This is a genomic window from Bradyrhizobium sp. C9 (genome assembly GCF_002532045.1).
Classification (GTDB): Bacteria; Pseudomonadota; Alphaproteobacteria; order Rhizobiales; family Xanthobacteraceae; genus Bradyrhizobium.
In genome coordinates this window covers 76,479-94,989 of record NZ_NWTG01000004.1, presented here as the reverse complement: position 1 = coordinate 94,989, position 18,511 = coordinate 76,479, and the positions used below count along the sequence as shown (strand labels likewise).

Here is an 18,511-nt window from a genome sequence, read left to right as displayed (position 1 = left end):
ATGGCGGAAGCAGCAGTCCAACGGCCGAGCTTGCGCGGTCGCTTCATCACCTTTGAAGGCGGCGAGGGATCCGGGAAATCGACCCAGATCCGCAAGCTCGCCGAACGGCTCGATGCCGCCAAGCTGCGCGCGATCGTCACCCGCGAGCCCGGCGGCTCGCCCGGGGCCGAGATCATCCGTCACCTCGTGCTGTCGGGGATGGGCAAGCTGCTCGGGCCGGAAGCCGAGACGCTGCTGTTTGCCGCCGCGCGTGACGACCATGTCCGCACCGTGATCCTGCCGGCACTCAACCAGGGCATCTGGGTGCTGTGCGATCGCTTCTTCGATTCCACGCGCGCCTATCAGGGCCAGCTCGGGCAGGTGTCGCCCGGCCTCGTCAACGCCATGCAGCGCGTCACCATCGGCGATCTGAAGCCTGACCTGACTTTCATCCTCGATGTGCCGGTCGAGGTCGGACTGCAACGCGCCGCTCTGCGCCGCGGCAACGCCACGGCGGATCGTTTCGAGGCCGAGGGCCTCAAGTTCCATCAGGATTTGCGCGACGCCTACCGCCGGATCGCGGCTGACGATCCGCAGCGCTGCGTGCTGATCGACGCGACCGCCGATCCGGACACGGTCGCGGCGCGGATATGGGCCGCGCTGCGCGAGCATTTGCGCGCAACGCTCACCGCAGACACTCCCGCATGAGCGCTCGCAAGGTCGAACAGGAGAGCCCCGCTCGCCACCCGCGCGAAACCCCCGATCTGTTCGGGCATCGCGAGGCGGAGACCGCACTGCTCGATGCCTATCGCAGCGGTCGAATTCCGCATGCCTGGCTGATCGGCGGCGCGCAGGGCATAGGCAAGGCAACGCTGGCCTATCGCATGGCGCGGTTCGTGCTGGCGTTCCGCAATCCGAAGTCGTCCCAGGTTCAGGCGGCGCCGACGCTGCGGGTTGATCCGTCCGATCCGGTGGCGCGGCAGATCACGGCAGGCGCGCATGGCGGCCTGTTGGTGCTGGAGCGCGGCCTCAACGATCGCGGCGTGATGCGCACCGTGATCACGGTCGACGAGACGCGCGAGACGATCTCGTTCTTCGGCTCGACCGCAGCGGTCGACGGCTGGCGCGTCTGCATCGTCGACACCGTCGATGAACTCAATCCCAATGCCGCGAATGCACTGCTGAAGATCCTCGAGGAGCCGCCGCAGCAGTCGCTGTTCCTGCTGGTCAGCCACGCGCCATCACGGGTGCTGCCGACCATTCTGTCCCGCTGCCGCAAACTGCTGCTGCGGCCACTGGAGACGGACGATGTGGTGCGCGCGGCCGCGACCGCAACCGACATTGCACCCGACGATCCTGCGCTGGCGGAAGCTGCGGCAGTGTCCGAGGGCAGCGTCGGGCGGGCGCTGTCGCTGCTCGGCGGCGACGCGCTCAAGCTGCAGCAGCGTACCGCAGCGCTGCTGGCAACGCTTCCGAACGTCGATCCGCGTGAGCTGCACGCGCTTGGCGATGCGCTCGGCACCAGCGACCGCGTTGCGCTTGCGGCCTTCATTGACGGCATCGATCGCTGGATGAGCGAGCGCATGCGAACCGGCGATGCCAATGCCAATCTGCCGCGCCTTGCACGGCTGGCGGAGGTATGGGAAAAGATCGTCCGCGCCGCGCGCGATACCGAAGCCTACAATCTGGAGCGCAAGCCGCTGGTTTTCTCGGTGTTTTCGATGCTCGCGGACGCGACCCGATAGACGCCAAATCTGAAAACAATTCGTCTTACAACACATCCGTCCGAAAACACCTGTCCGACAACACTCCCGACAATCTCGTTTCGATCTGCAAAGGATTCCGTGGTGGCGACCGCTAACAAGAAATCGTCGAAAAAGGCCAAGAAGACGAAGAAGGCATCGCCCGCTCGCGCGACCAGGAAGGCCATTGCGAAATCGCGCGCGGCCAAGACCCGGAAGGGTGCGCGCGTCACCAAGAAGACGAAGAAAGCCGCCAAGGCCAAGACAGGCGCCAAGGGCGCCAAGGCCAAGACAGGCGCCAAGAAGTCGGCAGCGAAGAAGGTCGCCAAAAAGGCCGTCAAGCAGGTTGCGAAGAAGACGGCCAAGAAGGTTGTCACGAAGCCCACCAAAGCTGCGCCGAAGAAGGCCGCCGCGGCGGCCGTTGCTCCGGCCGCAAGCAAGCCGGCTGCGCCGAAAGCTCCGGCTGCCGAGAAGGCACCGAAGGCGGCAGTTGTCCGCGCGCCCAGGCAACCCAAACCCGCCGCGACCGGCGCTGCGCGCGCGTCCGTCCCGGCACCTGCCGCGGACCGCGGCAACGCCTACTACATCACCACCGCGATCGCGTATCCGAACGGCCAACCGCATATCGGCCACGCCTATGAGGCGATCGCGACCGATGCGCTGGCGCGCTTCCAGCGGCTCGACGGCAAGGACGTGTTCTTCCTGACCGGCACCGACGAGCATGGACAGAAGATGATCCAGACCGCGGCCGGCGAGGGGATGACGCCGTACGATCTCGCCACCCGCAACGCCGCGCGCTTCAAGGAGATGGACGAACGGCTCAACGTCTCGTTCGACCGTTTCATCCGCACCTCGGAGCCCGCGCACCACAAGTCGGTGCAGGAAATCTGGCGCCGCATGCAGGACAATGGCGACATCTATATTGACGCCTACGCCGGCTGGTATTCGGTGCGCGACGAGGCCTACTACGCCGAGGATGAGACTGCGGTCGGTGAAGACAATGTCCGCCGCGGCCCGCAGGGTACGCCGGTCGAATGGGTCGAGGAGAAGAGCTATTTCTTCAAGCTCTCGGCCTACCAGGACAAGCTCTTGCATCTGTACGAGAGCCAGCCCGATTTCATCGGCCCGGATTCTCGCCGCAACGAAGTCATGAGCTTCGTGCGGGGTGGGCTGAAGGACCTCTCGATCTCGCGCACGACCTTCGACTGGGGCGTCAAGGTCCCTGATGATCCCGAGCACGTGATGTATGTCTGGGTCGACGCGCTGACCAACTACATCACCGGCGTCGGCTATCCCGACGAGAGCGACAAGCGCTGGCGCTACTGGCCGGCCGACGTCCACATCATCGGCAAGGACATCATCCGCTTCCACGCGGTGTACTGGCCGGCTTTCCTGATGTCGGCAGGCATCCCCTTGCAGAAGCGCGTCTATGCGCACGGCTTCCTGTTCAACAGGGGCGAGAAGATGTCGAAGTCGGTCGGCAACGTGGTCGATCCCTTCAATCTTGCCAATCAGTACGGCGTCGACCAGGTGCGCTACTTCTTCCTGCGCGAGGTGCCGTTCGGCCAGGACGGCAACTACAACCACGAGGCCATCGTCGCACGCATCAATGCCGACCTCGCCAATGATTTCGGCAATCTCGCCCAGCGTTCGCTGTCGATGATCGCCAAGCAGCTCGGCGGCGTGCTGCCGGAGCCCGGCGAGTTCAGCGACAACGACAAGGCGATCCTGGCGCAGGCCGACGCCATGCTGGAGACGTCGCGGACCGCGATGGCGACGCAACAGATCCATCAATGGCTCAACACGGTCTGGGCCGTGGTCGCAGAGGCCAACCGCTACTTTGCCGGCGAGGCGCCGTGGGCCCTGGCAAAGACCGATCCGGCGCGCCAGAAGACGGTGCTGTATGTCACCGCCGAAGTGGTGCGCCAGATCGCGATCATGGCGCAGGCCGTGATGCCGGAGTCCTGCGGCAAGATGCTCGACAGCCTCGGAATCCCTGCGGATGCGCGCAGCTTCACGGCGATCGCGGAGCGGATCAAGCCGGGTACCGTCCTGCCGGCGCCGGTCGGCGTGTTTCCGCGCTACGTGGAACCGAAGACCGAGTGAGCGGTTCGAAAGTCATGCTGGTCGACAGTCACTGCCATCTCGATTTCCCTGATTTCGCCGACGATCTCGACGGGATCGTCGGGCGCGCCGAAGCGGCCGGGATCCGCCGCATCGTCACGATCTCGACCCGGGTGAAGCGGCTCGGCGGCCTGCTTGCAATCACGGAGCGGTTTCCCGACGTTTACTGCTCGGTCGGCACCCATCCGCATCACGCCGACGAAGAGGACGGCATCCCGGCCAGCGAACTGATCGAGCTCACCAAGCATCCGAAAGTCGTGGCGCTCGGCGAGGCGGGGCTCGACTATTTCTACGAGCACGGTTCGCGCGAGGCCCAGGAGCGCGGCTTTCGTGCGCACATCGCCGCGGCCCGCGAAACCGGCCTGCCGCTCGTCATCCATACCCGGGAAGCGGATGAGGATTGCGGCCGCATCCTGGAGGACGAAGTCGCGAAGGGCCCGTTCAAGGCCGTGCTGCACTGCTACACCGGCGGCCGCGAGCTGGCGATGAAGGCGATTGGGCTTGGGCTGTCGATCTCGTTCACAGGCATTCTGACCTTCAAGAAGTCCGAGGCCCTGCGCGCGCTCGCAGCCGAGCTGCCGGCCGACCGCATCATGGTCGAGACCGATGCGCCGTACCTTGCGCCCGGCAAATTCCGCGGCAAGCGCAACGAGCCGTCCTACGTCGTCGAGGTCGCCAAGGTGCTCGCCGAAACCCGGGGCGTCTCGCTGGAGGAGATCTCGCGGCAGACCACCGAAAACTTCTTCCGGCTGTTCTCCAAGGTGCCGGCGCCGAAGGTTGCTGCATGACGCTGACACTGACCATCCTGGGCTGCGGCTCATCCGCCGGCGTGCCGCGTCCGGCGCTCGGCTGGGGCGCCTGCGATCCCAACAATCCCAAAAACCGCCGCCGCCGTTGCTCGATCATGGCCGAGCGCACCATGGAGCACGGCACCACGCGTGTCGTGATCGATACCTCGCCCGACCTGCGCGAACAGCTGATCGACGGCGATGTCGAGCACATCGATGCGGTGTTCCTGACCCATGAGCATGCCGACCAGACCCACGGCATCGACGATCTGCGCTCGGTGGTGCTGCATCAGCGCCGCCGCATCCCGGTCTACTTCAACCAGTCGACCGCAAAGGACATCATGGCGCGGTTCTCCTACTGCTTCATCTCGCCGGAAGGCAGCGACTATCCGCCGATCCTGACCCGGCATTCGATCGAGGCGGGCGAGAGCCACACGGTGCAAGGGAAGGGCGGTCCGCTGAAGCTCGAGGCCTTCCTCGTGAAGCACGGTCAAATTCCCGCGCTCGGCTACCGCATCGGCGATGCCGCCTACACGCCCGACCTGCACGACATCCCCGAGGAGAGCTGGCCGGCGCTGGAAGGTCTCGAGCTCTGGATCGTCGATGGCCTGCGCTATGCGCCGCATCCCAGCCATTTCAGCGTTGCAGACGCGCTGTCGTGGATCGAGCGCTTCAAGCCGAAGCGCGCGGTCATCACCAACATGCATTCCGACCTCGACTACGAGGTGCTGCGGCAGAGCCTGCCGGCCGGCGTGATCCCGGCCTATGACGGCATGCGCCTGACGCTCGATCGGGCAGGCTGAAACCTCAGGCATCGCAGAGCTAGCCGGACTTGGGCGCCCGTCGCGGACGCACGGTTCCGCGCGTCAAGATGATCGCCCGGCGCTGCCATCGGGCATTGACCTTTGGCGCGCTTTCGGTATCGTTATGATCATAACAATATCGAGAGGCCTCGATGGCGAAAGCTGTGGCGGCGCGCGATTACACCGATCGCACGCGATATGACGCACTGATGGATGTCGTGAAGAACCGCCTGACGACCCGGGCGTTCGATTCCAGCTACGCGATGCCGCCGGAGCATTACGACATGATCCTGGAGGCCGCGCGGCACGCGCCGTCCGGCGCCAATGCGCAACCCTGGCACTTCATTGCCGTCACCGATCAGGATTTGAAGAACAGGATCACGGAATATTTCCGCGAGGAGCAGGTCGCGCGCGCCCGGCTCAAGATGAAGTTTCCAACGCCCGATTATCGCGGCCTCGCGTCGGCCCCAGGCTTCATCGTCGTCGCCAGCGACTTCCGCTGGGTCAAGGCGTTTCCCGTCCTCAACGACGGCTCCGAGCTCGACAAGATGTACAAGGAGAATGCCGAGCGCATCCTGTTGCAGAGCGTGGCGGCGGCGACGATGTCGGCGCATCTGGCGGCGGCCGCGCTCGGCTATAACGTCTGGTGGGTGACTGCGATCGGGCAGGAGAAGGCGCAGCAGGCGATGAAGCCGCTGCTCGGCATCCCCGACGAATTGTCCGTGCTCGACATCATGTGCTTCGGTCCGCCGGCCAAGCCGCCGTACAAGCGCTGGAAGAAGAGCCTGGCTGACATCAGTAACTGGAACAGGTTCGATGATCAGCACTTCATGACCGAAGCCCAGATCGACGAATGGGTTTCGACCACGCGCCACAAGGTGATGTACCGCGATGCCGAGAACGTCGACTAAAGCGGCGGCGCCGGTCCGGCGCGTTGCGTCGGACTACCGGCTGGAGGACCAGGTCGGCTTCCTGCTGCGCCGGGCCTACCAGCGCGCCTCGTCCAACCTGGTCGAGCGGATCGGATCCTACGATTTGACGGCCCCGCAATATGCGACCTTGGCCCGGCTCTATGAGCGCGGGGCGCTGTCGCAGAACCTGCTCGGGCGGCTGGTTGCGATGGAGCCGGCCAATATCCGCGACGTCGTGCTGCGGCTGAAGAAGCGGCGGCTGCTTGCGACCCGGCGCGATCCGACCGACAAGCGGCTGATCCTGATCGACCTGACCACAGCCGGCGTGGCGCTGGTCGAGCAGCTGATCCCGATCGAGATCGAATGCACCGCGACGACGCTCGCGCCGCTCAAGGCCGACCAGAGGCGACTGCTGTACGAATTGCTCGGTCGCCTTGCGGAGGGCTGAGCCCGCCGCTCAGGCCGAGATCGCCTTGGCCGATCCGACCTGGTTGCGGAGCAGGAATTTCTGGATCTTGCCGGTGGATGTCTTCGGGATCACCCCGAACACCACCGACTTCGGCGTCTTGAACCCCGGCATGTGCTCGCGGCAATAGGCGATGATCTCGGCCTCGGTTGCCTTGGCGCCGTGCTTCAGTTCGATGAAGGCGCAGGGCACTTCGCCCCATTTCGGGTCGGGCTTTGCCACCACGGCGGCGAACAGCACGGCCGGATGCTTGTAGAGAATGTCTTCGACCTCGACGGACGACACGTTCTCGCCGCCGGAGATGATGATGTCCTTGGAGCGGTCCTTGATGATGACGTAGCCGTGCTCGTCGAGCACGCCGAGATCGCCGGTGTGAAACCAGCCGCCGGCGAACGCTTCCTGCGTCGCCATCTCGTTCTTCAGGTAGCCCTTCATCACGATGTTGCCGCGGAACATGACCTCGCCGATGGTCTCGCCGTCGCGCGGCACCTCGCGCATGGTCTCGGGATCGAGCACCGTGACGTCTTCCTGCAGCGGGTAGGCCACGCCCTGGCGCCGCTTCAACTGCGCACGCGCGTCGGCCGACAGTTCGTCCCAGCCCGGCTGCTCGGCGCAAACCGAGGCGGGGCCGTAGACTTCGGTCAGCCCGTAGACATGGGTCAGCTTGATGCCGATGCGCTCGGCGCCTTCGAGCACGGCGACCGGCGGCGCCGCGCCCGCGATCAGGCCGACGACGGGCTTCGCCTTGCCGCCCATCGGCGCATCGGGCGCGTTGATCAGCGTGTTGTAGACGATCGGCGCGCCGCACATGTGGGTGACGCCGTGCTTTGGGATCAGCTCGAAGATTTTTGCCGGATCGACCTTGCGCAGGCAGACATTGACGCCGGCGGTCGCCGCGATGGTCCAGGGGAAGCACCAGCCGTTGCAGTGAAACATCGGCAGTGTCCAGAGATAGACCGGATGCTGGCCGAGATTGCCGGCGAGGATGTTGCTGACGGCGTTGAGATAGGCACCGCGGTGATGGGTGACGACGCCCTTCGGATTGCCCGTCGTGCCCGACGTATAGCTCAGCGCGATCGCATCCCATTCGTCGGCCGGCGGCCGCTCCTCGAATGCCGGATCGCCGGAGGCGACCGCCGCCTCATACTCGATCTCGCCGATCCGCTTGCCGCCACTGAAGGCAACATCATCGACGTCGATCACGAACGGCTTTGCGCCCTTCATCAGAGTCAGGGCCTCCGCGATCACGCCGGAGAATTCGGGGTCGACGAGGATGATCTTCGCCCCGCCATGATCGAGCTGGAACGCAATCGATTCCGCATCGAGGCGGATGTTGAGCGCGTTCAGCACCGCGCCGGTCATCGGCACCGCGAAGTGCAGCTCGTTCATCGCCGGGATGTTCGGCAGCATCGCCGCGACCGTGTCGCCATGGCCGATGCCACGGCCTGCAAGATAGGACGCAAAGCGCTTGCAGCGCTCAAAGGTCTGTTTCCAGGTGAAGCTGCGGCCCTCATAGACCGCGCTGACGTGGCCGGGATAGACCGCGGCCGAGCGCGCCAGGAAGCTCAGCGGCGTCAGCGGCACGTAGTTGGCGGGCGTCTTGTCGAGCCCGATCGAGTACTGGTTTTGAGCTGCACTCATGGCTCTATCCAATCCGCTAGGTTCTCAAAGGAAACCGATCGATATCCACGGGAAGATGGCGACGATGATCAGGCCGATCAACAGCGCCAGCATGTAACCCCAGATCGGCCGGATACCCTCGGCCGGATCGACGCGCCCGATGGCGCAGGCGGCATAATAGCCGACGCCGAACGGCGGCGCGAACAGTCCGATGCCCATCGCCAGGATGATGATCATGGCGTAGTGGACCTCGTGGACGCCGACCTGGCGCGCGATCGGAAACAGCAGCGGCCCGAACAGCACGATCGCCGGAATGCCCTCGAGCACGCTGCCCAGGATCACGAAAGCCAGGATCGAGACCGCAATGAAGGTCGCCGAACCGCCGGGCAGCCCGGCCATCGACGCGGCCAGCGCGCGCGAGAAGCCGGACTGGGTCAGGCCCCAGGCCATGCCGGTCGCGGTGCCGATGATGAACAGGATCGCGCCCGACAGGCACGCCGTGTCGATCAGCATCGGCACCAGCCGCCGCCAGTTGAACTTGCGGTAGATCAACAGGCCGATGACGAAGGCATAGACGATGCCGATGGTCGAGACTTCGGTCGCAGTCGCGATGCCCTCGACCACGGCGTAGCGGATCACGAAGGGCAGGGCCAATGCGGGCAGGGCGAACACCAGCGCCTTGCCGATCTCGCCGCCGGTGGCGCGCTGGACGTGGCTGAGGTCCTCGCCGCGGTAACGCCACCACACCAGCGCCGACAGCGTGATCGCCAGCACCACGCCCGGCAGCAGGCCGCCGGTGAACAGCGCCGAGATCGAGACGCCGGTGACCGAGCCGATCGTGATCAGGACGAGGCTCGGCGGAATGGTTTCGGTCTGCGCGCCGGTGGCGGCGAGCAGGGCGACCAGATCGCCTGGCCTCGCGCCACGCTCCTTCATTTCCGGGAACAGCACGGGAGCGACCGCCGCCATGTCGGCGGCCTTCGATCCGGAGATGCCGGAGACCAGGTACATGGCGCCAACCAGCACGTAATGCAGGCCGCCGCGGACATGCCCGAGCAGGCTCGCCAGGAACGCCACCATCGCGCGCGCCATGCCGGTCATCTCGATCAGCAGGCCGAGGAAGACGAACAGCGGCACCGACAGCAGGATCAGGTGGCTCATGCCCTCGTCCATCCGGCCGACCAGCACCATCAGCGGCGTCCGCGTGGTCAGCGCCAGATAGCCGAAAATCGCCATGCCGAAGGCAAAGCCGATCGGCACGCCGGCGAACACGCAGAAACCGACCACGCCGACGAAGAAGATGATCAGGTTGAGGTTGCCGAGCGGCCGCAGCATCGGCTGCGCCAGCCAGAATACGCCGATCAGCGCGACAACAGTCAGCACCGCCAGCAGGAAGGTCTTGAAATCGCCGACCCGCGCCAGCCGCAGCAGCGCAAACAGCCCCATCAAACAGGTGCCAACCGGCAGCGCCGCGGCGCGCCAGGTGTTGGAGATCTGCAGCGCCGGCGTCGTGATGAAGCTCTCTTCGTAGGCGTATTCATAGGCCGGCCGCACGATCAGGATCAGGAACGCCAGCGCGGCACAGGTCGCGACAACGTCGAGGTAGGCCCACAACTTCGGCCCGGCGCTTGCGACCAGCGCCGTCATCCGCATGTGCTCGCCGCGGCGGAACGCGACCGCCGATCCCAGCATGGCGAGCCACAGGAACAGGATCGACGCCAGCTCGTCCGACCAGATCAGCGGCGCATGCAGCACGTAGCGCGACACCACGCCGGCGAACAGGATGACGACCTCGGCAACGACGAGGATCGCCGCCGGGATTTCGACCAGCCATCCGAGTGCAGCCTCGATGGAACCGAGAACGGAGCGGCGGCGAGGGGGCTGTGACGCCGCCTCGCCGGCCACGGCCGGCGTCATCTCGACATGAGCCATGGCAATCCTCCTGGCAAGCCTCCCGCGTGATCGATCAGGACAGTTTGCCGACCGACTTCTCGAGCAGATCCCAGGCCTTCTCGCCGTACTTGCCCTTCCACTCGGCGTAGAAGCCGGCGGCGCGGAGCTTGTCGCGGAACGGTCCGACCTCGGGCTGGTTGAACACGAGGCCCTTGCCGGTGAGCTCCTGCTTCACGGTGGCGTTGAGCTTCTCGGTGTCCTCGCGCTCCTTGACGGCCGCCGCGTTGACGTTCTTGGCGACGATGGTCTTGATATCGTCCGGCAGCGCCGCCCAGGCCCGGCGGTTCATCAGGAACCAGAAGCCGTCCCACATGTGGTTGGTCAGCGAGCAGTACTTCTGCACCTCGTACAGCTTCGCCGCCGAGATCAGCGCCAGCGGGTTTTCCTGGCCCTCGACGATCTTGGTCTGCAGCGCCGAATAGACCTCGCTGAAATTGATCGAGGCGGGCGATGCATCGAACGCCTTGAACATCGAGGTCCACAGCGGCGACACCGGCACGCGGATCTTGAAGCCCTTGAGATCGTCCGGACCCGTGATCGGCTTGGTCGACGACGTGGTCTGGCGGAAGCCGTTGTCCCAGATCTTGTCCATGACCTCGAGGCCGGCCTTGTTGATCTCGCCGCGCACATAGGCGCCGAGCTCGCCATCCATGGCCTTCCAGACCGTGGGATAATCCGGGAATGCGAAACCAATGCCGTTGATCGAGGCGGCCGGCACCAGGGTCGCCAGGATCAGGCCGGACAGCGTGAAGAACTCGACGCCGCCGGAGCGCACCTGGCTCAGCATGTCCGTATCGGAGCCGAGCTGGCTGTTCGGAAACACCTGCAGGTCAAACCGGCCGTTGGTCTCGGTCTTGATCGCCGCGGCCATCTCCCGGGCGCGCGCCACGAACGGATGCGACTCCGGCAGGTTGTTGGCGAACTTGTACGAGAACTCGGCCGACTGGGCGCGCGCGACATACGGCGCGCCAATTCCGCCCAGGACGGCGGAAGCGGCGGAAACCTTCAGCAGCGTGCGTCGTGAAAAGCTCATTGGTGTTGCTCCCTCGAGAGGCTTGTTGTTGTTCTGAGATGCCATCCTATACGGACCTGATGCCGCGGGGTCACCAGCGATCTCTGCACAGCTGGCGCTTATTGCAGCGTCCGTACGCCGCGGCAATATCGGCTTTCTGACGAGACGCGTGCGCGTGGATCGCTGTGGTGTCTGGACGAGCCGGCCTCATGGTCGGGACAACGGCGGACAGCGCCAAGCTGCGGGCCGGTGCGAAGATTTCCCACTAAATATCTGATCCAATTGCAGATATAAATATTCCATAATATACCTTATGCGAATTACGGATATGGGAGTGGCCACGATCGCCCGGCGGCTATCCCATTGCTTCGCTCGGGCTCGGCCTGTTGGATTTTGTGACTCGGACCTGAGCTAATCGATCGTGTCAGACCTGCTCCCGCCGCCCGTACCCCGTGACGCATCGGATCAACCGCTCGAGCAGAACCCCGATCGCCGATCCCACGACGACGTCACTGGCCCAATGCGCCAGCAACAGCACGCGCGTCGAAATCAGACAAGCGCCGAGCGCCCGGACGATCCCACGCTCGCCCTCGGGAAGCTCGCTCGCCGCCGAACTGATGGCGCCGACCTGAATTGCATGTCCTGACGGAAACGAGTCCTCGGCCCTGCCGGAGATTGGAATGCCGTGCAGATGACCAACGACGGTGAGCCGGTCCGGCCGCTTCTGGTTGAAGACCAATTTGAGCAGGTGCGGAACTAGGGATGCGGTCAACGCCGTGACCAGAAGATGGTCACTCGCCAAGCGTCGCGGCTCTGGCTTGCTTCGACACCACAACCACCATCCAAGTGCCAGGGCGCAGACGACATGCTCGTCCGCCGCCCAAGTCAGGATTGAGGCGGCGCGTTCAGTTGGCGGGGTTGTGTTGCGCGAGATAGCGCGCGCAATGGCGATATCCGGCTGGGTCGGTCGGACCGTGATCGGCATGGATGCCCTTGCTTAAGGCGACGACGGCATCTTTCAAACGTTTCGTATTCGCACCTGTTCCAAACGGCGCAAAGCAAAGGGCCCCGCTCAAGCGGGGCCCCGAATGCCGTAGCGCTCACCATTTCTGGCGGCCGTACCAGTCATTCACTTCCTTCGTGGCTTGATCCTTGGCATAGCCGTAGCGCTGCTGCAGGCGGCCTTCGAGTTGATCCTGCTTGCCGGCAATGACATCGAGGTCGTCATCGGTCAGCTTGCCCCACTGCTCCTTGACCTTGCCCTTAACCTGCTTCCAGTTGCCTTCGACACGATTCCAATCCATCGCGGTTCTCCGTTGAAAGATGAGACCGTCCAACGGACGCGCCGACGCTTCGTTCCTCGAAAGGCTTGCGGCAAAGCTACGCAATCGCGATCCGCGGGTGAACCGTCGCAGATAGGAACGAGGTTGCAGAGTGCCCGTTGTGGGTACGGATCACCAAACTCACGGAGCTACCAATGTCGGAGAAAGACCTCAGCGCCCTCTTCCTCGATACCCTCAAGGACATCTACTACGCCGAAAAGCAGATCCTCAAGGCGCTGCCACGCATGGCCAAAGCAGCCGGGTCGGACCAGCTGCGTGCCGCCTTCGAGAAGCATCATGACGAGACCGAAGGACAGATCGATCGGCTGGAGCAGATCTTCGATCTGATGGGCAAGCCGGCGCGTGGCAAGAAGTGCGACGCCATCGAGGGTATCCTCGACGAAGGCAAGGAGATCATGGAGGAGTACGCCGACACTCCGGCGCTCGATCCGGGCCTGGTCTCCGCGGCGCAGGCGGTCGAGCATTACGAGATCGCACGTTACGGCACACTGAAGGCATGGGCCACCAAACTCAGCATGAAGGATGCCGTCAAGCTCATCGACCAGACGTTGGCCGAAGAAAAGAAGACGGATGAAGCGCTCACCAAGCTCGCCGTCAGCGCCATCAACGCCGAAGCGGCCTGAGGAGATTCGCAACGAAGCGAACCATTCTGGCAGCTGCCCCCGACTGTGCGCTGGCCAAGCCAGCGCTGGGCCGCCGACGGCGTTGGCCTATGCCGGCAGCACGATCACCTTGGTTTTGAGCGGCGTTCGCGAATAGAGGTCGATCATGTCCTGACTGAGGAGGCCGGTACAGCCGCTCGTAATGCCGTTCCCGATCGTTTCGGGGTCGCTGGTGCTATAGATCGTGTAAAGCGTGTACGCGCCGTTTTGATAGAGATAGAGCACGCGGGCACCGAGTGGATTGTCGAGACCTCCCGGCATGCCGCGAGCATATTTGCCCGCCTCCGGCTGGCGCGCGATCATCTCCTTGGGTGGCGTCCAGGTTGGCCATTCGGCTTTGCGCCCGACATAAGCCTCCCCGCTCCACCGGAAGCCGTCGCGGCCGACATTGGCGCCATAGCGGGTCGCGTTGCCCTCGCCTTCGATGCGGTAAACATAGTACTTGCCGGGATCTATGATGATCGTTCCGGGCGCCTCGTCGCTGTCGTAGCGTACTGTCTTGCGAAAATATTGCGGTTTGACCTTGCTGACATCGACCCCAGGGATCGGGAATTTCTCGTCAGGCACGGGCCCGTAGACTTTCTCAGCCTCGGCCAGGCTCATGTAGTCCGATGCACAGCCGGTCAGGCCGAATGCGGCAAGAGCGGCAGCGGAGCCGAACAGAAACGCCCGGCGGTTGAGACGCGGCGACCGAGGCCCAGACAGAGCGCCCTTGCCCATCGCGTCGGCAATTCCATGGTCCACGATCATGATTTCGGGTTTTCCGAGATTTTCCAGAAGGCGCGACAATCCGATGGCGGGGAACCACCCCGTTACGACACTCTTATGGAGGATTTCGCGCTTTTTTATGAAGGGAAACTTTCAAGAAAACGCTAAGGAAATCCGTTCTGTGGGGCGGTCTTATGCGGAGATTCAACAGCCCCCGAAGGCTTTGCCTGATAGTCTGCGCCCGACTCAACGACACCAGTTCGAGGCTTGGAGACCGATGGCCCGACGTACCGGCAGCGCTGATCTCCCGCTCCATGGTGGGCGCGTGCCGCCGTGGCTGGCGGCGCGCATGGCGACGCTGGGCGCGATCATCACGCAGGCCGTGGTCCATCATTACGGCCGCGACGCGTTCCTGCAGCGGCTCTCGCATCCGTTCTGGTTCCAGTCGTTCGGCGCCGTGATGGGCATGGACTGGCATTCGTCGGGTATCACCACGAGCGTCATCGGGGCGCTCAAGCGCGGGCTTGCGCCGCTGCAGGACGAGCTCGGCATCTATGTCTGCGGCGGCCGCGGCAAGCATTCGCGGCGCACGCCGGACGAGTTGACGGCGCTGGGCGAGCGAACCGGCTTCGACGGCGTCGCCCTCACCCGCGCCAGCCGTCTGGTCGCCAAGGTCGACAGCGCCGCGGTGCAGGACGGCTTCGAGCTCTACCTGCATGGCTTCTTCGTCACCGCGGACGGCAAATGGACCGTGGTCCAGCAAGGCATGAACGATCACAAGCGGCAGGCGCGACGCTACCACTGGCATTCCGAAGGGCTGCGCAGCTTCGTCGACGAACCGCACAGCGCGATCGACGGTCCGTCGCAGGGCGAGATCGTCAATCTCACCGATCACCGTGCCGACGCCTCGCGCCAGGCGCAGCTCGATCTGCTTGCCGCGCTCGGTCCCGATGGCATCGCGCATAAATATGCCGAGCTGACCGAGAATGTGGAGGCGCAGGGCGATCTCCTGCACCTGATCATGCCCGCTCATCACGACGTGCGCTCGAGCGATGTCTTCATCCGCCGCCTGCACGGCACCCTCGCCGCCGCCGCGGAACGCGGGCCGCTGGATTTCCCCGAACTGCTCCTTACGCCCGGCGTCGGTGCCCGCACCGTGGAGTCGCTCGCCATGGTCGCCGAGGTCGTCCACGGCACGCCGTACCGTTTCCGCGATCCGGCGCGCTTCTCGCTCGCGCATGGCGGCAAGGACCGTCATCCGTTCCCGGTGCCGATCAAGGTCTATGACGAGACCATCGGCGTGCTGAAATCGGCGGTGCGGCAGGCCAAGCTCGGCCGCGATGAGGAGTTGCAGGCACTGAAGCGGCTGGATGACCAGGCCCGCAGGCTGGAGCTGACCGCAACCGGCCCGTCGTTCGATGCCTTCGTCGCCAATGAGCGCGCGCGTTCGCCGGCGCTTGACGGCCGCTCGGTGTTCGGTTGGGAGGCCGACCTCGCCACGCGCGACCGCATCACCAAACGCTAGGCGTACCGGTCAGCGTCCCCTGAAGCGCGGCTTGCGCCGTCCGAGGAAGGCCGCGACGCCCTCCTTGTGATCCTCGGTCAGACTCGCCAGCGCGAACTGGTCGAGATCCATGTGGCTGGCGAGATCGTCGAGCGCATGCGCCAGCCGGTTGACGGTCAGCTTGGTCATCGCCACCGAAATCGGCGGCTGGGCGGCGACCTTGGCCGCGAGCGCCATCGCAGCGTCATAGGATTTGCCCGGATCGGTCACCTGCTCCACCAGGCCCCATTCGTAAGCCTCGTCGGCCGAGATCCGGTCGTCGGCCAGGATCACGGCCTGCTTGGTGCGCGCCGGTCCCATCAGATGCAGCATGCGTGGCACGCTCTGCCAGCTCATGTTCATGCCGAGCGCGATCTCCGGCACGCGCAGATGCGCATCGCGCGCCATGACCCGAAAGTCCAGCGCGACCGCGAGCGCCACGCCGCCGCCGACGCAGAACCCCTCGATCGCGCCGATCGTGACCTGTTCCATCTCCTGCCAGGCGCGCGTCAGCCGCGGCCCGAGCTTCAGGTGGCGGCGCAGCGTGCCCATATCCATGGTCTGGCGCGAACGGCCCTCGGCATCCTTGAGGTCAAAGCCGGCGCTGAACGATTTGGCGCCGCCGGTCAGCACCACCACCGAGGTCTCGCTATCGTCCTCGAAACTGCGCGCCGCATCGGTCAATTGCCGCAGCGCCGCCGGCGACAGCGCGTTGATACCGTCGCCGCGGTCGAACCGCACCACCGCGATGCGGCCCTCAGGTCCGAGGCCCTTCTCGATCGTCACATCGTCAACCACGCATACCTCCCAGCTCGCATTGTTGTGTACTGCTTGCCTCGACATAGCACGGCGATTTCGCCTATTCTGTAGGCATGAGCGAACATGATCATCACCACCACGATCACGACCATTCCGAACTGTCGGAGACCGAGCTGCGCGTGCGCGCGCTGGAATCGATCCTGACCGAAAAAGGCTACGTCGAGGCTGCGGCGCTCGACGCCATCGTGCAGGCCTATGAGACGAAGATCGGCCCGCATAACGGCGCGCGGGTCGTCGCCAAGGCCTGGACCGATCCCGCCTTCAAGAAGGCGCTGCTCGAGGACGCCAGCAAGGCGGTCGGCACCCTCGGCCATGTCAGCCGGGTCGGCGACCATCTGGTCGCGATCGAGAATACGCCCGGCCGACACAACATGGTCGTCTGCACTTTGTGCTCCTGTTACCCTTGGGAGATGCTCGGCCTGCCGCCGGTCTGGTACAAGGCCTCGCCGTATCGCTCGCGCGCGGTCAAGGATCCGCGCGGCGTGCTGGCCGATTTCGGCGTCAGCCTGCCGAAGGAGACGGAAATCCGGGTCTGGGACTCGACGGCCGAAACACGCTTCCTGGTGCTGCCGATGCGGCCCGCAGGCACCGAGGGCTGGAGCGAAGAGCAGCTCGCCGAACTCGTGACGCGCGATTCCATGATCGGCACCGGCTTCCCCAAAACTCCGGGAGCACCGTCGTGAACGGCGTCCACGACATGGGCGGCATGGACGGGTTCGGCAAGGTCGAGCCCGAGCCGAACGAGCCGATGTTCCACCAGGAATGGGAATCGCGGGTGCTCGCGATGGTCCGCGCGATGGGTGCGGCCGGCGCCTTCAACATCGACGCATCGCGCTTCTATCGCGAGACCCTGCCCCCGCAGGTCTATCTGTCGAGCTCCTATTACAGGAAATGGCTGCTCGGGCTGGAAGCCCTGCTGCTCGACAAGGGCTATATCTCCAAGGACGACGTCGCGGCCGGTCATGCCGTCGCGCCGGCGAAATCGCTCAAGCACGGCAAGTTCTCGATTCCCGACGTCGAGCGCATCATGGTGCGCGGCAAGTTCGGCCGCCCCGCCCCGGCGCCGGCGAAATTCAAGGCCGGCGATCGGGTGCGGGCGAAGAACATCCATCCCGTCACGCATACGCGGCTGCCGCGCTACGTGCGCGGGCACGTCGGGGTGGTCGAGCGCGATCACGGCTGTCACGTGTTTCCCGATACGGTCGCCAACGATGCCGGCGAGCATCCGCAATGGCTGTACACCGTCGTGTTCGATGGACGCGAGCTGTGGGGACCGGATTCCGATCCGACCATCAAGGTCTCGATCGACGCGTTCGAGCCGTATCTGGAGGCCGTCTGATGGATGCCGTCGCCGCCGCGCGCGCTACCAGCGCCGTGTCCAGCATTCCCCGCGATCAGGACGGCCCGGTGTTCCGCGCGCCGTGGGAGGCGCAGGCCTTCGCCATGGCGTTGACGCTGCATGACCGCGGCGTGTTCACCTGGCCCGAATGGGCCGCCGCCCTCGCCGACCAGATCAAGCGCGCGCAGGCGGCCGGCGATCCCGACACCGGCGAGACCTATTACCAGCATTGGCTCGCGACGCTCGAGCACCTCGTCGCCGCCAAGGGCGTCACGACACCCGAGACGCTGCACCGCTACCGCGACGCCTGGGACCACGCCGCCGACCGCACCCCGCACGGCCAGCCGATCGTGCTGACGGCTAAGGATTTCGGGTAGCGGCACTTCCGCCGTAGCACCAGATAGCGCCGCATTCACAGCTGTCGTCCCGGCGAAGGCCGGGACCCATACTCCGCGGCGGATATTTTGTGAACACGACTCGTCGTTCCACCATCGCTCAACAATAACCATTCGTGGTTATGGGTCCCGGCCTTCGCCGGGACGACGATGACGACGGGTTTGCGATCAAGCCGCACCCGCACAATTTCGGAATAATAGAAGATTACCGCTGAGTTGCCCGACGTGTCAAGTTGCCGTGTCGAACGCCGGCAGCCGCCGGCTACTGTGCATGGGGTTGTTTTCGATATTTTGGCAGCGGCGG

Annotated in this window: 19 protein-coding genes; 12 read left to right on the top strand and 7 right to left on the bottom strand. The window is 64.8% G+C overall.

The window, feature by feature from the left end; all coding sequences use genetic code 11:
* The 7 genes from tmk (at nt 1) to CO675_RS10745 (ending at nt 6,795) form a co-directional block, all read left to right on the top strand.
* The gene (tmk, locus tag CO675_RS10775) at nt 1–687 is read left to right on the top strand and encodes a dTMP kinase (protein ID WP_097671917.1); all 687 of its coding nucleotides are present in this window, start codon (nt 1–3) and stop codon (nt 685–687) included.
* Nucleotides 684–1,724: a DNA polymerase III subunit delta' gene (locus CO675_RS10770; protein ID WP_097671916.1), complete on the top strand. Its 1,041-nt coding sequence runs from the start codon at nt 684–686 to the stop codon at nt 1,722–1,724. The genes tmk and CO675_RS10770 overlap by 4 nt, the downstream gene beginning before the upstream one ends.
* 102 nt (nt 1,725–1,826) lie before the next feature.
* Nucleotides 1,827–3,827, top strand: coding sequence for a methionine--tRNA ligase (metG, locus tag CO675_RS10765; protein WP_097672273.1), 2,001 nt, complete (start codon nt 1,827–1,829; stop codon nt 3,825–3,827).
* Nucleotides 3,828–3,841: 14 nt separating this feature from the next.
* Nucleotides 3,842–4,633: a TatD family hydrolase gene (locus CO675_RS10760; RefSeq protein ID WP_097671915.1), complete on the top strand. Its 792-nt coding sequence runs from the start codon at nt 3,842–3,844 to the stop codon at nt 4,631–4,633.
* Entirely contained in the window at nt 4,630–5,436 is an 807-nt protein-coding gene (locus CO675_RS10755) for an MBL fold metallo-hydrolase (protein ID WP_097671914.1), read from the top strand. The genes CO675_RS10760 and CO675_RS10755 overlap by 4 nt, the downstream gene beginning before the upstream one ends.
* A 152-nt stretch (nt 5,437–5,588) precedes the next feature.
* Nucleotides 5,589–6,347, top strand: a complete 759-nt coding sequence (locus CO675_RS10750; RefSeq protein WP_097671913.1) for a nitroreductase family protein — start codon at nt 5,589–5,591, stop codon at nt 6,345–6,347.
* The gene (locus CO675_RS10745) at nt 6,328–6,795 is read left to right on the top strand and encodes a MarR family winged helix-turn-helix transcriptional regulator (protein ID WP_097671912.1); all 468 of its coding nucleotides are present in this window, start codon (nt 6,328–6,330) and stop codon (nt 6,793–6,795) included. Before CO675_RS10750 ends, CO675_RS10745 begins: the two co-directional genes overlap by 20 nt.
* 9 nt (nt 6,796–6,804) lie before the next feature.
* On the opposite strand, the gene CO675_RS10740 is transcribed toward CO675_RS10745, so the two are convergent.
* From CO675_RS10740 to CO675_RS10720, 5 genes are all read right to left on the bottom strand, one after another.
* Nucleotides 6,805–8,454 (bottom strand): acyl-CoA synthetase, encoded by a 1,650-nt coding sequence (locus CO675_RS10740; RefSeq protein ID WP_097671911.1) that lies wholly within the window; start codon nt 8,452–8,454, stop codon nt 6,805–6,807.
* A 24-nt stretch (nt 8,455–8,478) separates the two neighbouring features.
* Nucleotides 8,479–10,365 carry a TRAP transporter large permease gene (locus CO675_RS10735; RefSeq protein ID WP_097671910.1) on the bottom strand — a complete coding sequence of 629 codons (1,887 nt, stop codon included), beginning with the start codon at nt 10,363–10,365 and terminating at the stop codon, nt 8,479–8,481.
* Between the two features lie 34 nt (nt 10,366–10,399).
* On the bottom strand, nt 10,400–11,419 hold the full coding sequence (locus tag CO675_RS10730) for a TRAP transporter substrate-binding protein (RefSeq protein WP_097671909.1): 1,020 nt from the start codon (nt 11,417–11,419) through the stop codon (nt 10,400–10,402).
* 403 nt (nt 11,420–11,822) lie between these two features.
* The gene (locus tag CO675_RS10725; protein WP_097671908.1) at nt 11,823–12,383 is read right to left on the bottom strand and encodes a phosphatase PAP2 family protein; all 561 of its coding nucleotides are present in this window, start codon (nt 12,381–12,383) and stop codon (nt 11,823–11,825) included.
* 115 nt (nt 12,384–12,498) lie between these two features.
* Nucleotides 12,499–12,702, bottom strand: coding sequence for a CsbD family protein (locus tag CO675_RS10720; protein ID WP_097671907.1), 204 nt, complete (start codon nt 12,700–12,702; stop codon nt 12,499–12,501).
* 173 nt (nt 12,703–12,875) lie between these two features.
* On the opposite strand from CO675_RS10720, the gene CO675_RS10715 reads away from it, so the two are divergent.
* Nucleotides 12,876–13,364: a YciE/YciF ferroxidase family protein gene (locus CO675_RS10715; RefSeq protein WP_050404515.1), complete on the top strand. Its 489-nt coding sequence runs from the start codon at nt 12,876–12,878 to the stop codon at nt 13,362–13,364.
* An 87-nt stretch (nt 13,365–13,451) separates the two neighbouring features.
* Here the strand turns inward: CO675_RS10715 and CO675_RS10710 are convergent, their stop codons facing one another.
* Nucleotides 13,452–14,153, bottom strand: a complete 702-nt coding sequence (locus CO675_RS10710; RefSeq protein ID WP_097671906.1) for a L,D-transpeptidase — start codon at nt 14,151–14,153, stop codon at nt 13,452–13,454.
* A gap of 235 nt (nt 14,154–14,388) precedes the next feature.
* On the opposite strand from CO675_RS10710, the gene CO675_RS10705 reads away from it, so the two are divergent.
* Nucleotides 14,389–15,636, top strand: coding sequence for a DUF763 domain-containing protein (locus CO675_RS10705; RefSeq protein WP_097671905.1), 1,248 nt, complete (start codon nt 14,389–14,391; stop codon nt 15,634–15,636).
* Nucleotides 15,637–15,645: 9 nt separating this feature from the next.
* Here CO675_RS10705 and CO675_RS10700 read toward each other — a convergent pair whose 3' ends face one another.
* The gene (locus tag CO675_RS10700) at nt 15,646–16,452 is read right to left on the bottom strand and encodes an enoyl-CoA hydratase/isomerase family protein (protein WP_097671904.1); all 807 of its coding nucleotides are present in this window, start codon (nt 16,450–16,452) and stop codon (nt 15,646–15,648) included.
* Nucleotides 16,453–16,526: 74 nt separating this feature from the next.
* On the opposite strand from CO675_RS10700, the gene nthA reads away from it, so the two are divergent.
* Genes nthA through CO675_RS10685 form a run of 3 tightly spaced genes read left to right on the top strand, consistent with a single transcriptional unit; the run spans nt 16,527 to nt 18,189 of the window.
* Complete coding sequence (nthA, locus tag CO675_RS10695) at nt 16,527–17,156, top strand: nitrile hydratase subunit alpha (protein ID WP_050626492.1); 630 nt, start codon at nt 16,527–16,529, stop codon at nt 17,154–17,156.
* On the top strand, nt 17,153–17,812 hold the full coding sequence (gene nthB / locus CO675_RS10690; RefSeq protein ID WP_097671903.1) for a nitrile hydratase subunit beta: 660 nt from the start codon (nt 17,153–17,155) through the stop codon (nt 17,810–17,812). Before nthA ends, nthB begins: the two co-directional genes overlap by 4 nt.
* Nucleotides 17,812–18,189, top strand: a complete 378-nt coding sequence (locus tag CO675_RS10685; RefSeq protein ID WP_198964566.1) for a nitrile hydratase accessory protein — start codon at nt 17,812–17,814, stop codon at nt 18,187–18,189. Before nthB ends, CO675_RS10685 begins: the two co-directional genes overlap by 1 nt.
* Nucleotides 18,190–18,511: the final 322 nt, after the last annotated feature.

Coding starts and splice junctions, on each gene's coding strand:
- CO675_RS10710 (WP_097671906.1), bottom strand. CDS start 14,153: ATGATCGTGGACCATGGAATTGCCGACGCGATGGGCAAGGGCGCTCTG.
- CO675_RS10685 (WP_198964566.1), top strand. CDS start 17,812: ATGGATGCCGTCGCCGCCGCGCGCGCTACCAGCGCCGTGTCCAGCATT.
- CO675_RS10720 (WP_097671907.1), bottom strand. CDS start 12,702: ATGGATTGGAATCGTGTCGAAGGCAACTGGAAGCAGGTTAAGGGCAAG.
- CO675_RS10740 (WP_097671911.1), bottom strand. CDS start 8,454: ATGAGTGCAGCTCAAAACCAGTACTCGATCGGGCTCGACAAGACGCCC.
- CO675_RS10755 (WP_097671914.1), top strand. CDS start 4,630: ATGACGCTGACACTGACCATCCTGGGCTGCGGCTCATCCGCCGGCGTG.
- CO675_RS10770 (WP_097671916.1), top strand. CDS start 684: ATGAGCGCTCGCAAGGTCGAACAGGAGAGCCCCGCTCGCCACCCGCGC.
- CO675_RS10750 (WP_097671913.1), top strand. CDS start 5,589: ATGGCGAAAGCTGTGGCGGCGCGCGATTACACCGATCGCACGCGATAT.
- CO675_RS10745 (WP_097671912.1), top strand. CDS start 6,328: ATGCCGAGAACGTCGACTAAAGCGGCGGCGCCGGTCCGGCGCGTTGCG.
- CO675_RS10705 (WP_097671905.1), top strand. CDS start 14,389: ATGGCCCGACGTACCGGCAGCGCTGATCTCCCGCTCCATGGTGGGCGC.
- CO675_RS10725 (WP_097671908.1), bottom strand. CDS start 12,383: ATGCCGATCACGGTCCGACCGACCCAGCCGGATATCGCCATTGCGCGC.
- CO675_RS10735 (WP_097671910.1), bottom strand. CDS start 10,365: ATGGCTCATGTCGAGATGACGCCGGCCGTGGCCGGCGAGGCGGCGTCA.
- CO675_RS10730 (WP_097671909.1), bottom strand. CDS start 11,419: ATGAGCTTTTCACGACGCACGCTGCTGAAGGTTTCCGCCGCTTCCGCC.
- CO675_RS10715 (WP_050404515.1), top strand. CDS start 12,876: ATGTCGGAGAAAGACCTCAGCGCCCTCTTCCTCGATACCCTCAAGGAC.
- nthA (WP_050626492.1), top strand. CDS start 16,527: ATGAGCGAACATGATCATCACCACCACGATCACGACCATTCCGAACTG.
- CO675_RS10760 (WP_097671915.1), top strand. CDS start 3,842: ATGCTGGTCGACAGTCACTGCCATCTCGATTTCCCTGATTTCGCCGAC.
- tmk (WP_097671917.1), top strand. CDS start 1: ATGGCGGAAGCAGCAGTCCAACGGCCGAGCTTGCGCGGTCGCTTCATC.